Raw genomic sequence first — 14,176 nt, 5'->3', positions numbered from 1 at the left:
GCAATATACGCGACGGAAAAATCCTCGGCATTCAACCCCGGGAGGAATGCCGTCATTTATGATTCCTCAATGAGAGAATGATGCTTGAATCGACGCATAGGATCATTCAAAGTCTTGACGATAAAAGTCAAAGCTTGGACTTGCAGCATGACAATAAAAATTATTTGCGATCCAAAGCATCTCTTCCTGCCTCTGCTTCTCCTTCCGCTCGTGCTGTTTGGAGAAGCGGTCGCCGACGAAACCACGTCGGGCGACTACTGGACGCTCCGGGAATTCCATGAGCTCCACCCGCGCGAGGCCATCGTCGCGAAACGCTTTGCGAAACGGGTCGCCGAACCCGCCGAAGAACAGCCGTCCGCATTCTCGCGACCGTTGCGCATCGTCGTAATCTACCCCGGCGTGCAAGCGTCCGATTACTGGCGTCGCAGTGTCGTTTCCCTCCAATCGCGGCTCCAGGAGATCGGCGTTCCGCATGAGATCGATTCGCACTTCACGCGGCCTGGAAACGAGATCCGCCAGCAGGCACGGTTAATTGCGGAAGCCCTGACGCGAGACCCCGACTATCTCGTCTTCACGCTCGACGCCTTCCGCCATCGCGTGATCGTTGAACAGCTCATCTCCGGGCGCGGGCCCAAAGTCATCCTGCAAAACATCACCACGCCGCTTCGCAGCTGGCGAAAGGCGCAGCCGTTCTTCTATGTCGGCTTCGACCACAGCGAGGGGACAAGGCTGCTGATCGACCATATCCTGGGCGAAGAAAACGCCGACTTGCAGGACTTTGCTATTCTCTACGGCCCTCCCGGCTACGTCAGCAGTGCGCGGGGCGACAGCTTCCGCATGGCCTTGGCCAAGCGTCCGGAAAAGAATCTCGCCGCATCCTACTATGTCGGTTTCAACCGTGAAAAAGCGCGCTCGGCAACCCTTTCCCTTCTCGCAAGCAATCCCGAAGTCGACTTCATCTACTCCTGTTCCACCGATATCGCGCTCGGCGTGATCGATGCGATCGACAGCCTCGGGTTGCGCGGCAAGGTGCGAACCAACGGCTGGGGCGGCGGCGGCCAGGAACTGGAGGAGATCGCCAAGGGTCGCCTCGCCTTCACGGTGATGCGCATGAACGACGACAATGGCGTCGCCATGGCAGAGGCGATCGCACTCGATCAACAGGATCGTCCGGGCGATGTGCCGCTGGTATATTCCGGCGAGTTTACGCTCGTCACACAGGATCACGACACGGAGAGAATCGAAGCCCTTAAACGCCACGCGTTTCGCTATTCGCAATGATCAAAGGGCGGACGTTCAGCTTCAACCGGTTCGTGCTTGGCCTGTTTGCTGTGGCCTTGCTGACGACATCGGCCGCTCTGTTTTCCATAAGCTACATCGGCAGCCTGTCGATTGCCGATCGCGAGTTGCGGCGCTTTGCCGAAAAGGAAAGCACGCTCGCAAATCTCGTGTTCGCCCAGTCGTTGAGCCGGCTTGATACCTTCCTGCGCTCGCTTGCCGAGAACCGTGCATTGCAGATGGCGGTGCGCACGGGGGATACATCGGCACTCAAAGAGGTGCTTGAAGAGACGGCCCGCCACCCGATGGGCGGGCGGCTGGAGCTGCTTTTCATCGACCGGGAAGGGACGCCCGACTGGGTCGATGCCGGCTTTTCCCTGTTCGACATCACGGGAATCCTGCCGGCCGCGCAGCGGGCAATAATGCCAACCGGAATCTGGCAGATGCATTCCGGCTTCCTGAACGGCGAACTCACCCTGCTTGCGGCGGAATCCATCCCGATTGTGGACGCCGGCGATGGCCGTGTGCTCGGTCATGTCGTCGGCGGGTTCGTGCTCAACGACAGCATCTCACTGCTCGGCGATCTGTCGCATGTCCTGGATGCGGAAAGCCTTGCGATTGTCTCGCACGATAAGATCATCGCCGCCGTCGGCGATATCCGTCAGGCGGTCGATCCGGATCGGATCGCGAACGCGCTCGTGGAGCAGAACCATACACTGATCGGCGATCGGCTATACATTCGCAGCGCCCTGCGCGCGGACGTCTCCGGCGTACCAACCTATGTTCTCACGGGCCGGCAAGGCGAAACCATCAAAAACATCCACTCCACATACAAGGATCTCTTTGCTCCATTCCTGCTCTATGTGATCGCCGGGTCGCTGCTGGCCGCCTACGCATTGCACCGTGTCACCAGCCCTGCGCTGCAGCGCCTCATGTCCTATGCCAAACAGGTCCGCCAGAGTGGCCCCGATATGACCTATCATCCGGGGAAAGTAAAAGAATTCAACAAGCTCGGCACGGCCCTGCAGGACGCCTTTCGCGACCTCAAGGAGACCGATGCGCAGTTTCGCGGTCTGATCGACGGCTCCATGCATGGCGTCAGCATTATTGCCAACCACAAGATCCTCTACGTCAACGACGCGCTGCTTGATATCCTTGGCTATGAGAGTGCCGATGCACGCAATGAACTGATCGGCGCGGCAGGGTTAACGCTTTTTGCGCCCGAGGAGCATCAGCGCCTGCTTTCCTATTACAAGGCCCGGCGCGCCGGCGTGTCAGTCCCTTCCGTCTATGAAGCGCGTGGATTGTGCAAGGATGGCAGCCGCCTTTGGGCCGAGTTGCATGTACGGCCGATCCTCTGGCACCGCGAAACCGCATTCTATGTCACCATCGCGGATATCTCCGAGCGCAAGCGCCAGGAAGAGCTGATCATTCGCCAGGCGAATTTCGACAGTCTGACCGGCCTTGCGAACCGCAACCTGTTTCGGGACCGGCTGGTGCAGTCGGTTGCCCGTGCCCAATGGGGCGGTGGTCTCGTGGCGCTGCTCTTCCTCGATCTCGACCGCTTCAAGAACGTCAACGACAGCCTCGGTCACAATGCCGGCGACGAACTGATCAAGGCAACGGCGACGCGCATCACCGCCGTTCTGGACGACAATGACAGCGTAGCCCGGCTCGGTGGCGACGAATTCGGCATCATCTTGACCGAGGTGCGCAGTGTCTGGGACGCGGAACTGCGCACGGCACGGATCCTGAAGGCCGTCGCCAAACCGGTGCTTGTCGGAAGTGGCCTGGAAGTGTTCACGACAGCCAGCATCGGCGTGACCGTATCGCCCAATGACGGCGACAATGATGAAACGCTGCTGCGTCAGGCCGATACCGCGATGTATCATGCCAAGGCCGATGGCGGGAACAAGCTGCGCTTCTTCTCCGGCCAGATGAACGACCACATCGCCCGCACCATGGAGATCGAAGGCGCCCTGCGTCGAACGCTCGAGAAGAAGGGACTGAGCCTGCACTATCAGCCCGTGGTCGACGTGGAGCTCAACACCATCCTGGGCTGCGAGGCGCTGGTGCGCTGGAACGATGCCGAGACGGGAAGCTATTCCCCGGCCGAATTCATTCCAATTGCGGAAGACACCGGCCTGATCGTCCCGCTGGGAGCCTGGGTGCTGGAGGAGGCCTGCCGGTTCCACCAGGAATGCGTGGCGCGCGGCCTGACATTGCCCATGATCAGCGTCAACGTGTCTCCCCGCCAGTGCCGCGACGACAACTTCGTCGACCTGGTGCGCGGCACCCTCGCCAGCACAGGCATGCCGGCAGAAAGCCTTCATCTTGAAATCACAGAAAACGTGATGTTCGATGAAACCGCCTCCGATCCGATCGAAACCCTTCACGCGATGAAGAACCTTGGCGTGCGCCTTTCACTCGATGATTTCGGAACGGGCTACTCGTCGCTGAGCAATCTCAAGCGGTTTCCCATCGACACGCTGAAGATCGACCGCACCTTCGTGCGCGATCTGGAAACGAACAGCAACGACCGCGCCCTCATCGAGGCGATCGTGGTCATGGCCGCGCGGCTCGACATCAAGGTCATCGCGGAAGGTGCGGAGAGTGAAGGCCAGTGCCGGCTTTTGCAGTCGCTCGGCTGCACGAGCATCCAAGGCTATTATCTTGGGCGCCCGATGCCTGGAGAAGACTTTATCGACTTACTGAACCGCGGAGTCGAAAAGAGGGCCCTCATGGGCGGCATCGCCTGACGATCCGGCCCCGGCCCTTGCCCAAGGCATGAGGCATGACGCCCATGCGCAAAGCCCCGGTCGCATCCCGCCGGCCGCGTATCCGGAAACCGGAACAAAAAAGCCGGGCTGAATGCCCGGCTTTTTCGATATCTCTCGCCGGCCGCGACAATCGCAACCGGCGAACAAAGCCCGCTTACGCGTCGGCTTCGAGTTCCTTGCCGGTGTCCTGATCGACGACCTTCATCGACAGGCGAACCTTGCCACGCTCGTCAAAGCCCATGAGCTTGACCCAGACCTTGTCGCCTTCCTTGACCACATCGGTGGTCTTGGCGACCTTCTGGGGGGCGAGCTGCGAGATATGAACAAGCCCGTCCTTGGCCCCGAAGAAGTTGACGAAGGCGCCGAAGTCCACGGTCTTGACGACGCGGCCTTCGTAGATCACGCCCACTTCCGGCTCGGCCGCAATTGAGTTGATCCAGTTGATCGCAGCCTTGATCGCCTTGCCGTCGGCAGACGCGATCTTGACCGTGCCGTCGTCCTCGATGTTGACCTTCGCGCCGGTCTTTTCGACGATCTCGCGGATCACCTTGCCGCCCGACCCGATCACTTCACGGATCTTGTCCACCGGGATCTTCAACACCTCGATGCGCGGAGCGTGTTCGCCGAGCTCTGCACGAGCCTCGGAAAGCGCGCTGCCCATCTCGCCAAGAATGTGGACGCGGCCGTCACGGGCCTGATCCAGCGCAACCTTCATGATTTCCTCGGTGATACCGTCGATCTTGATGTCCATCTGCAAGGATGTGACGCCCTTTTCGGTGCCGGCCACCTTGAAGTCCATGTCGCCGAGGTGATCCTCGTCGCCGAGAATGTCGGACAGGACGGCAAACTTGTCGCCTTCCTTGATCAAGCCCATGGCGATACCGGCCACCGGCGCCTTCAGCGGCACACCGGCATCCATCAGCGCCAGCGAGGTGCCGCAAACGGTCGCCATCGAAGAGGAGCCGTTGGATTCCGTCACTTCCGAGACGACGCGAAGCGTGTAGGGGAACTCGTGATGCGCGGGAAGAAGCGGATGCACCGCACGCCATGCCAGCTTGCCGTGACCGATCTCGCGGCGACCCGGGGAGCCCATGCGGCCCGTTTCGCCGACCGAGTAGGGCGGGAAGTTGTAGTGCAGCATGAAGGTCGACTTGTAGGTGCCCTCAAGGGCGTCGACGAACTGCTCGTCGTCGTTGGTGCCGAGCGTGGCAACCACGAGCGCCTGGGTCTCGCCGCGGGTGAACAGCGCCGATCCGTGTGTGCGCGGAAGGATGCCCGCCTCGGAGACGATCGGACGGACCGTCTTGAGATCGCGGCCGTCGATACGCTCGCCGTTGTCGAGGATCGCGCCACGCACGATCGAGGCTTCCAGCCCCTTGAACAGCCCGCCGACAACCACCTTGTCGATGCCGTCGTCGCCGGCTTCGGCCGTCAGCGTCTCAAGCACCTTGGCCTTGACGGCGTCGATAGCGTTCTTGCGCGCGGTCTTTTCGCGGATCGCGTAGGCGGCGACCAGGTCGTTGGACGCCATCGCCTTCACGCGACCGGCCAGATCGCTGTGATCGGGCAGATTCAGCTCGCGCGGCTGGCGTGCAGCGGTCTCGGCCAGCTTTATGATCGCGTCGATCACCGGCTGGAGATTGCGGTGGCCGAACATCACGGCGCCAAGCATCAGATCCTCGGACAGCTCCTTGGCTTCCGATTCAACCATCAAAACCGCATCGCCGGTGCCGGCCACGATCAGGTCGAGTTCCGACTCCGGCATGTCGTCGATATAGGGGTTGAGCACGTATTCGCCGTTGATGTAGCCAATGCGCGCCCCGCCGATCGGTCCCATGAAGGGAATGCCGGAAATCGTCAGGGCGGCGGAGGCCGCGACCATGGCGAGAATGTCCGGCGCGTTCTCCATGTCATGCGACAGGACGGTGAGGATCACCTGCGTGTCGCACTTGAAGCCGTCGACGAAGAGCGGGCGGATCGGACGGTCGATAAGACGCGATGTCAGCGTCTCGTGTTCGGACGGACGGCCTTCGCGCTTGAAGAAGCCACCGGGAATCTTGCCGGCGGCAAAGGTCTTTTCCTGGTAGTTCACGGTGAGCGGGAAAAAGTCCTGACCCGGGCGCGGCTCCTTGGCGGCTACGACGGTGGCGAGCACCTTGGTCTCGCCGTAGGTCGCAAGCACGGCCCCGTCTGCCTGGCGGGCGACCTTGCCCGTTTCCAGTGTCAGCGGGCGTCCGCCCCAGTCGACTTCCACACGATGAATATCAAACATGATTTATCCTAGCTTTCGGTCACCCGCGGTGCCACCCACACGGCGGCACGCGGAACGTTCTGTATCAATGGAACGCGGAAGCTTCGTGCCCCGCGTCTCCGTCAGGACGCGTCACGGGCAAGACAGCAAGAGGTTCGAGCGATGCATCGCACAATCGAACCTCTTGCTATCCTGCCCCATGACCGTCGCATCTTGTATCAACGAAAACGCGGCACCCCTTGCAAGGTACCGCGCTTATCGTTTCGTCAGCGGCGCAGGCCGAGACGCTTGATCAGCGCCTGGTAACGCGGCTCGTCGGTCTTCTTGACATAATCGAGAAGCGACCGGCGCAGGCTGACCATCTTCAGGAGACCGCGGCGGGAATGATTGTCCTTGCCGTGGGTCTTGAAGTGGTCGGTCAGGTTCACGATCCGCTCGGTCAGGACGGCGACCTGCACATCGGCAGATCCGGTGTCCCCTTCCTTGATCCCGTATTCCTTGATGAGTTCCGCTTTGCGTTCGGCGGTAATCGACATCGGTCAGGTCCTTTCGAGACTGGTCGCAGCGGGATCCTCCGCCACGAGATTGAAAACGCGTTTCGGCAACAATTCGCCGCGCTCGACTTCCCCGATCGCCACGAGCTCTCCAAGAGACGTGACGGACACGAGGCCCTTGAACAGCGGCGCGTCACGTCCGCGCAGCAAAACGCCCTGGCCTCGTCTGAGGCGGGCGGCATCCTGCCGGGAGACGGCCAGCGCCGGGATGTCGTCCAGCGCGGTCGCTACAGGCAGAATTACAGACGCATGGGCCTCGTCGAGGCCTTCGCCGGGCGCACACTGCCCCAAGTCCTCAAGAGTTTCCAGCGGAATCATGTCGTCTTCGCCAAAGGGTCCGACGAGAAGGCGGCGCAGCGCTGTCACATGACCGCAGCTGCCGAGCCGATGGCCCAGATCGCGGGCAAGCGCGCGCACATAGGTACCCTTCCCGCATTCCGCCTCGAAGGTGGCGTGGTCGGCGTCCGGACACTCGACCAGATCGAGCCGATGCACGGTGATGTCACGCGCGGCAAGCTCCACCTCGGCGCCGCCGCGGGCCAGATCGTAGGCGCGCGCACCCTCCACCTTGATCGCGGAATAGACCGGCGGCACCTGTGAGACGATGCCGGTAAACTCCGGCAATACCTCGAGAATGTCATTCGGCGCGGGCCGGACGTCGCTGGTCTCGCGCACGGCACCCTCGGTGTCGTCGGTCTCTGTCGCAATCCCCCAGCGCACCGTGAAGCGGTAGACCTTGCGCCCGTCCATTGCGAAGGAGACGGTCTTGGTCGCTTCGCCAAAGGCGATCGGCAGGCAGCCGGACGCCAGCGGATCCAGCGTGCCGGCGTGCCCAACCTTTTGCGGGTGCAGGAGACGCTTCAGCCGGGTGAGCGCATCGTTGGAGGTCAGGCCGACGGGTTTGTCGAGCACGAGCCAGCCGTCGATGCGGTTGCGGTTGGTTTTCTTGCGACGCGACATGCGACTATCTGTCGTCCCCGGAATCGCCGTCGTCGTGATCGATGTCGCGGCGCACATCCCGGCTGTTCAAGAGGTTGGTGATGCGGTCGTCATCATCGAAGCGGGTGTCGAGCACGAAGCGCAGGTCGGGCAGATACTTCATCGTCATGCGCCTGGCGAGGTCGCGCCGGATCGTCTTGGCCGCGCGGTTGAGCGCCTCGACCACCTTGTCGGCATCGCGGCCGCCCAGCGGCATGACCAGACAGCTCGCGAGACGCAGGTCCGGCGTCATGCGCACTTCCGGAACGGAGATGATCGTCCCGTCAAGCACCGGATCGGCCAATGTGCCGCGCGTGAGAATGTCGGAGACTTCCTTGCGCACGAGTTCGCCGACGCGCAATTGCCGTTGCGACGGCATGCGAGCGGAAGTCCTGTTCGATGAGGCCATGATCCTGTCCAAACGTCGGGGGCACGGGGATGCAAACCGGAAACGCGAAGCGCCGGCGGGCGGGCCCGCCGGCGATCACATTGGTCTTCGGCCTGCTCTACAGCGTGCGAGCCACCTCTTCGACCCGGTAACACTCGATCACGTCTCCGGGGCGCATGTCCTGATAGTTCTCGAAGTTCATGCCGCACTCCTGGCCCGACTGAACGACCTTCACCTCGTCCTTGAAGCGCTTCAGCGTTCCAAGCTTGCCCTCGTGAATGACGACATCGTCGCGAATGAGGCGGACTTCCGCGCCACGCTCGACGGTGCCCTCGGTCACGCGGCAACCGGCAACCTTGCCGACCTTGGTGATGTTGAAGATCTCCAGGATCTCCGCATTGCCAAGGAACGTCTCGCGGCGTTCCGGCGACAGAAGGCCCGACATGGCCGCCTTCACGTCATCCACCAGATTGTAGATGATGTTGTAGTAGCGGATCTCGATGCCTTCGCGCTCGGCCGCGTCGCGGGCCTGCTTGTTGGCACGCACGTTGAAGCCGATGATCGGCGCACCAGAAGCGGCCGCGAGCGTCACGTCGCTTTCCGTGATGCCGCCAACGCCGGCGTGCAGGATGCGGGCTTTCACCTCGTCCGTGCCGAGCTTGTCCAAAGCCCCGCCGATCGCCTCGACGGAACCCTGCACGTCGCCCTTGATCAGAAGCGGAAACTCCTGGTGACCGGATTCCTGCAGGCGGTTCATCATCTGCTCGAGCGAGCCGCGCGATCCGGTTGCCACGACGGATGCCTTCTCGCGCTTCTGGCGCTGACGGTATTCGACGATCTCGCGGGCACGGGCCTCGTTTTCGACCACGGCGACCATGTCGCCGGCCTCCGGCGTGCCCTGGAAGCCCAGGACCTCGACCGGCTTGGAGGGGCCGGCTTCCTTTACCTGCTGGCTTTCCTCGTCGAGCATGGCGCGAACGCGGCCCCACTCGGAACCGGCGACGAGGATGTCGCCAACCTTGAGCGTGCCCTTCTGGACGAGGACGGTCGCAACCGGGCCACGGCCCTTGTCGAGCTGCGCCTCAATGACGATGCCTTCAGCCGTGCGGTTCGGGTTTGCCTTGAGTTCAAGGACTTCCGACTGCAGCAGGATCATCTCCAGCAGCTTGTCGAGATTCATCTCCTTGAGCGCGGACACCTCGACCTCGATGACGTCGCCGCCCATCGATTCCACGACGATCTCGTCCTGAAGAAGCTCGGTGCGCACGCGCTGGGGATCCGCAGACGGTTTGTCCATCTTGTTGATCGCAACGATGATCGGCACATTGGCCGCCTTGGCGTGGGCGATGGCTTCCTTCGTCTGCGGCATGACGCCGTCGTCGGCGGCGACCACCAGGATCACGATATCAGTCGCCTTGGCACCGCGAGCACGCATCTGCGTGAACGCCGCATGGCCGGGCGTATCGATGAAGGTGATCTTGTTGCCGTCGAGCTCAACCTGATAGGCACCGATATGCTGGGTGATGCCACCGGCCTCACCCTGTACGACCTTGGAGCGACGCAGCGCATCGAGCAGCGATGTCTTGCCGTGGTCGACGTGACCCATGATGGTGACGACGGGAGGGCGTTGCTCGAGCGTATCTTCCGAATCCGCCTCGGAGAAAAGCCCCTCCTCGACGTCGGATTCCGACACGCGCTTGACCGTATGGCCCATCTCCTCGGCAATCAGCTCCGCCGTATCGGCGTCGATGACGTCGTTGATCTTGAGCATCTGCCCCTGCTTCATCAGCAGCTTGATCACGTCCACGGCGCGTTCCGCCATACGGTTCGCGAAATCCTGGATGGTGATCGCCTCCGGCAGAACCACCTCGCGGGAGATCTTTTCACGCACCACCTGCTGGCCGGCGCGCTTTTCCTTCTCGCGGCGGCGACGCAGCGAGGCAAGCGAACGGTTGCGGCCTTCGCCGTCGCCGGTCGCGGAGGTGATCGTGAGCTTTGACTTGCGGCGGTCGTCGCCGGTCCGGCTCGGCGTGCGCACCGGGGCGGGCTTCGCGCGCTTCACCGCCTTCACGGTCTTGCGGGCGTCGGCATCGTCGTCAGTACGCGGTGCGGCCGGCGCCTTGCGCGCGGCGCGTGCCGGCTCGTCCACGGCAGGGGCCGAGAGATCAGCCGCCGGCGCGACCGCGCCGATCGCGGCGGCGGCATCGGCGGCACTGACCTTTTCCTTGCCCTCGTCGACCGGCGCCTCGGCGGCACGCTTTGCAGCCTCTTCGGCGCGCAGCTTTTCTTCTTCCGCCTCGCGCTTGGCGCGTTCGGCAGCCTCGACCTTGCGGCGGGCATCTTCCTCGGCGCGGCGACGGTCTTCTTCTTCGCGCCGCTTGCGGTCCTCGACCTCACGCTCCTGCGCCTCGCGCAGGGCGGCCTGGCGGGCCGCGGACTCGTCATTGGTCAGCGTGCGCAGGATATTGCCGCCGCGTGGGCGCTGTCCGGACGCGGACCGGCGCGCCGCCGCAACATCCGCCTTGTCGGATCCGCGTTCGATATCGGGACGACGCTCGATATCGGGGCGGGGCGCAACCGGATTTTCCGCAGCTGTTTCCGGCAGCTCCTGTTCGGCCTCGGGCTTGCCTTCCTGGCCCGGCAGGACGACACGGCGCTTCTTCTTCTCGACCACGACCGCTTTGGTACGGCCATGGGAAAAGCTTTGACGCACTGTTCCCTGTTCCACGCCGGAGCGCTTCAGGCCCAGGGGTTTGCGTTCCACGCTAATCGTCTTGTCGCCGGGATTCTTCGTTTCGCTCATATCGCCTTCAGTCCTGGATCACCGCATCGCTTACACCGCCATGTGAAGCCTCATTAAAGCCGGCCCGAAAACGCTCCAGATCCTCGATCCGGTCCAGGGCGTTTTTGGCTGCGCGGCCTGCAAGCAGTGCAGCATGTATCACATTTGACCGACCCAATGCCAAATCCAATTGAGTCGATTCGAAACTCCGAACAATCCGGCAGCCGCCGGCGTCGGCAAATCGCGCCCGCGCGATCGCCGCGAGCTTTCCTGTTCCATCGTCACCGCCGTCGCTGGCCTGGATCAATCCAATGACGGCATCGGAGCCACGAAGCGCCGCCTCGACCTTGGAAAAGCCCGAGACGATCTCGCCGGCCTTGCGCGCCAGCGACACGGCATTCAACGCCGCACGCTCCAGCTGCGCATCGACCTGCGCGGCCAGATCACCTTCAACGTGCACGGTGCTGTCCTTGAGCCCGCGCGCGAAAACCCTTTTCTTCTGTGCCTCGGCAATGCATTTCCGCGTCGCCGTGATCCACACTCCCCGGCCCGGCAGCCGGCGCCGAAGATCGGCAACTATGCCGCCATCGGGCCCGGCCACGAACCGGACAAGTTGCGAAACGGGACGAACCTCCCGGGTCAACGCACAGCATCGCTCCAAAGGTTCGTTTCGCCTCGGCACTCCCGTCTCCCAGTCGCGCACCCGATGGATGCGCCCGTCGTCAAGCTTCGTGAACGACCCCGGTCGCTACCACGCCGCTTGCGGCATCTTCGTCTTCGCCGCCCGCGTCCTCGACGTCCGCAGGCACCTCGTCATCGACGCGAAGGTCCTCTTCGGTGATCCATCCGGCAGCCAAACGGGCCGCCATGATCATTTCCTCGGCCTCTCCACGCGACACCTCGAAACCGCCAAGCGCGCCTTCGTGGCGAACCGTCTCGCCATCGGCGCGTTCGGTCCAGCCCACCAGATCGTCGGTCGCACAGCCGGCGAGGTCCTCGACGCTGCGAACCTCGTCCTTTCCGAGCGCGACCATCATTGCGGTCGTCACCCCGTTGATCGCACGCAGGTCGTCGGCGACACCGAGCGCCTTACGCTCTTCGTCGAGTTTTGCCTCGACCTCTTCCAGGAACTCGCGGGCGCGCGCCTGGATCTCGTCGGCGGTCTCCTCGTCGAAACCCTCGATTGTCGCGACTTCATCGCGCTCGACATACGCCACTTCCTCGACCGAGGCAAACCCTTCCGACGCCAGCAGTTGACCGACGACCTCGTCGACATTCAGCGCATCCATGAAGAGCTGGGTGCGGTCGGCAAACTCTTTCTGGCGCCGCTCCGATTCATCGTGCTCGGTCATGATGTCGATGGCCCAACCGGTCAACTGCGAGGCAAGGCGCACGTTCTGGCCGCGACGGCCGATGGCGAGCGACAACTGTTCGTCCGGCACGACGACCTCGATGCGCTGCGCATCTTCATCGAGCACGACCTTGGACACTTCCGCAGGCTGAAGCGCGTTGACGATGAAGGTCGCCGCGTCCGGATTCCACGGGATGATGTCGATCTTCTCGCCCTGCAGTTCGCCGACAACCGCCTGAACGCGGCTGCCGCGCATGCCGACACAGGCCCCGACCGGGTCGATTGAGCTGTCCTTGGAGATCACGGCGATCTTGGCGCGCGATCCGGGATCGCGGGCGACCGACTTGATCTCGATGACGCCGTCGTAGATCTCCGGCACTTCCTGGGCGAAGAGCTTCGCCATGAATTGCGGATGGGTGCGCGACAGGAACACCTGCGGACCGCGCTGCTCGCGGCGCACATCATAGATGTAGGCGCGGATGCGGTCGCCGGTGCGGAACAATTCGCGCGGGATCAATTCGTCGCGGCGCACCACGGCTTCGCCGCGCCCCAGATCCACCACCACGTTGCCGTATTCGACCCGCTTGACCGCGCCGTTGACGACTTCGCCGATGCGATCCTTGAATTCGTCAAACTGATGGTCGCGTTCGGCTTCGCGCACCTTCTGCACGATCACCTGCTTCGCCGACTGGGCGGCGATGCGGCCAAAATCGAGCGGCGGCAGCGGCTCGGCGATAAAGTCGCCGATCTGCGCCATCGGGTTGCGTTGAAGCGCATCCTCAAGCGGGATCTCGGTGGCCGGATTGTCCAGCTCCTCAACGACCAGCAACAGGCGCTGCAGCTTGATCTCGCCGGTGCGGCCGTTGATTTCGGCGCGCACTTCGGTCTCGGAGCCATAGCGGGACCGGGCCGCCTTCTGGATCGCATCTTCCATCGCGGCGATAACGATGCCGCGGTCGATCAACTTTTCACGCGCGACCGCATCCGCGATCTGCAACAGCTCAAGCCGGTTCGCACTGATTGCCATCTCAGTCCACTCCTCTCGCGCCGGTTCACTCCGGCGCTGTCTTCACTCACCACGCCTGCCGCCTGCAGTCACGTCGCATCACCCGGACCGCCCCGCTCACCGGAGCCGCCCGTCACTCAATCCGATTTCGCCGCTTTCGCCGCCCTGCGCCGCGCGGACTTTTCAGCCTTCAGCGCGGCCTCGACCAGCGCATCCGTCATGATCAGCCGGGCCTCGGCCATATTGGTCAACGGCAGACGGATATCCGGCACGCCATCGTCGGGAAGATCCTCGAGTCGCAGGATCAGCTCGCCGCCCTCGACGCCGCGGATCTCGCCGCGGAACCGACGCCGCCCGTCGAGCGGCTCCGCCAACTCCAGCTTCACCAGATGACCGGTCCAGTTGGAAAAGTCACCCGCCCGCACCAGCGGACGGTCCACGCCCGGCGAGGAGATCTCCAGATTGTATTCCTGGTTGATCGGATTCTCGACGTCGAGCACCGGCGCGATCGCACGGCTCACCTGCTCGCAGTCCTCCACCGACATGGTGCCGTCGGGACGCTCTGCCATGACCTGCAGCGTCAGCCCGTTCAGACCGGACAGCTTGATCCGCACGAGCCGAAAGCCAAGGTCCTCGATCGCCGGTTCGACCATAGGGGAAATCCGCGCTTCGAGTCCGTTCTCCCGGACGAACCGCGGTTCATGTAGGTCTTGCACCTTGTCCTGCACTTTGCCCTGATCCTGCACCTTGTTCTGGTCCTGCAAAGAGGCCTCGTCTCGTTCCGTCCGCGCCCGGCGCGACGACGGCG

10 protein-coding genes are annotated in these 14,176 nt (G+C 63.0%); 2 read left to right on the top strand and 8 right to left on the bottom strand.

Annotation, left to right across the window (positions count from 1 at the left end; all coding sequences use genetic code 11):
• The first annotated feature begins 147 nt into the window (after window positions 1–147).
• Both BLU32_RS20070 and BLU32_RS20065 read left to right on the top strand, forming a co-directional pair.
• Window positions 148–1,281 (top strand): substrate-binding domain-containing protein, encoded by a 1,134-nt coding sequence (locus BLU32_RS20070; RefSeq protein ID WP_093809894.1) that lies wholly within the window; start codon window positions 148–150, stop codon window positions 1,279–1,281.
• Window positions 1,278–4,037, top strand: coding sequence for an EAL domain-containing protein (locus BLU32_RS20065; RefSeq protein ID WP_093809892.1), 2,760 nt, complete (start codon window positions 1,278–1,280; stop codon window positions 4,035–4,037). The genes BLU32_RS20070 and BLU32_RS20065 overlap by 4 nt, the downstream gene beginning before the upstream one ends.
• Window positions 4,038–4,212: 175 nt before the next feature.
• Here the strand turns inward: BLU32_RS20065 and pnp are convergent, their stop codons facing one another.
• The 8 genes from pnp to rimP form a co-directional block, all read right to left on the bottom strand.
• Entirely contained in the window at window positions 4,213–6,330 is a 2,118-nt protein-coding gene (gene pnp / locus BLU32_RS20060) for a polyribonucleotide nucleotidyltransferase (RefSeq protein WP_093809890.1), read from the bottom strand.
• 245 nt (window positions 6,331–6,575) lie between these two features.
• On the bottom strand, window positions 6,576–6,845 hold the full coding sequence (gene rpsO / locus BLU32_RS20055) for a 30S ribosomal protein S15 (protein WP_093809888.1): 270 nt from the start codon (window positions 6,843–6,845) through the stop codon (window positions 6,576–6,578).
• 3 nt (window positions 6,846–6,848) lie between these two features.
• The gene (gene truB, locus BLU32_RS20050) at window positions 6,849–7,823 is read right to left on the bottom strand and encodes a tRNA pseudouridine(55) synthase TruB (RefSeq protein ID WP_093809886.1); all 975 of its coding nucleotides are present in this window, start codon (window positions 7,821–7,823) and stop codon (window positions 6,849–6,851) included.
• Window positions 7,824–7,827: 4 nt separating this feature from the next.
• The gene (rbfA, locus tag BLU32_RS20045) at window positions 7,828–8,250 is read right to left on the bottom strand and encodes a 30S ribosome-binding factor RbfA (RefSeq protein ID WP_093809884.1); all 423 of its coding nucleotides are present in this window, start codon (window positions 8,248–8,250) and stop codon (window positions 7,828–7,830) included.
• A 97-nt stretch (window positions 8,251–8,347) separates the two neighbouring features.
• Complete coding sequence (gene infB, locus BLU32_RS20040) at window positions 8,348–11,032, bottom strand: translation initiation factor IF-2 (RefSeq protein WP_093809882.1); 2,685 nt, start codon at window positions 11,030–11,032, stop codon at window positions 8,348–8,350.
• Window positions 11,033–11,039: 7 nt separating this feature from the next.
• Window positions 11,040–11,693 carry an RNA-binding protein gene (locus BLU32_RS20035; protein ID WP_093809880.1) on the bottom strand — a complete coding sequence of 218 codons (654 nt, stop codon included), beginning with the start codon at window positions 11,691–11,693 and terminating at the stop codon, window positions 11,040–11,042.
• Between the two features lie 40 nt (window positions 11,694–11,733).
• Window positions 11,734–13,389, bottom strand: coding sequence for a transcription termination factor NusA (gene nusA / locus BLU32_RS20030; RefSeq protein ID WP_093809878.1), 1,656 nt, complete (start codon window positions 13,387–13,389; stop codon window positions 11,734–11,736).
• A 116-nt stretch (window positions 13,390–13,505) separates the two neighbouring features.
• Window positions 13,506–14,084: a ribosome maturation factor RimP gene (gene rimP, locus BLU32_RS20025; RefSeq protein ID WP_244501886.1), complete on the bottom strand. Its 579-nt coding sequence runs from the start codon at window positions 14,082–14,084 to the stop codon at window positions 13,506–13,508.
• Between the last annotated feature and the right edge of the window lie 92 nt (window positions 14,085–14,176).

It is taken from the genome of Stappia sp. ES.058 (assembly GCF_900105595.1).
In the GTDB taxonomy this organism is placed as follows: domain Bacteria; phylum Pseudomonadota; class Alphaproteobacteria; order Rhizobiales; family Stappiaceae; genus Stappia.
This window is presented reverse-complemented; position numbering and strand designations above follow the sequence as displayed.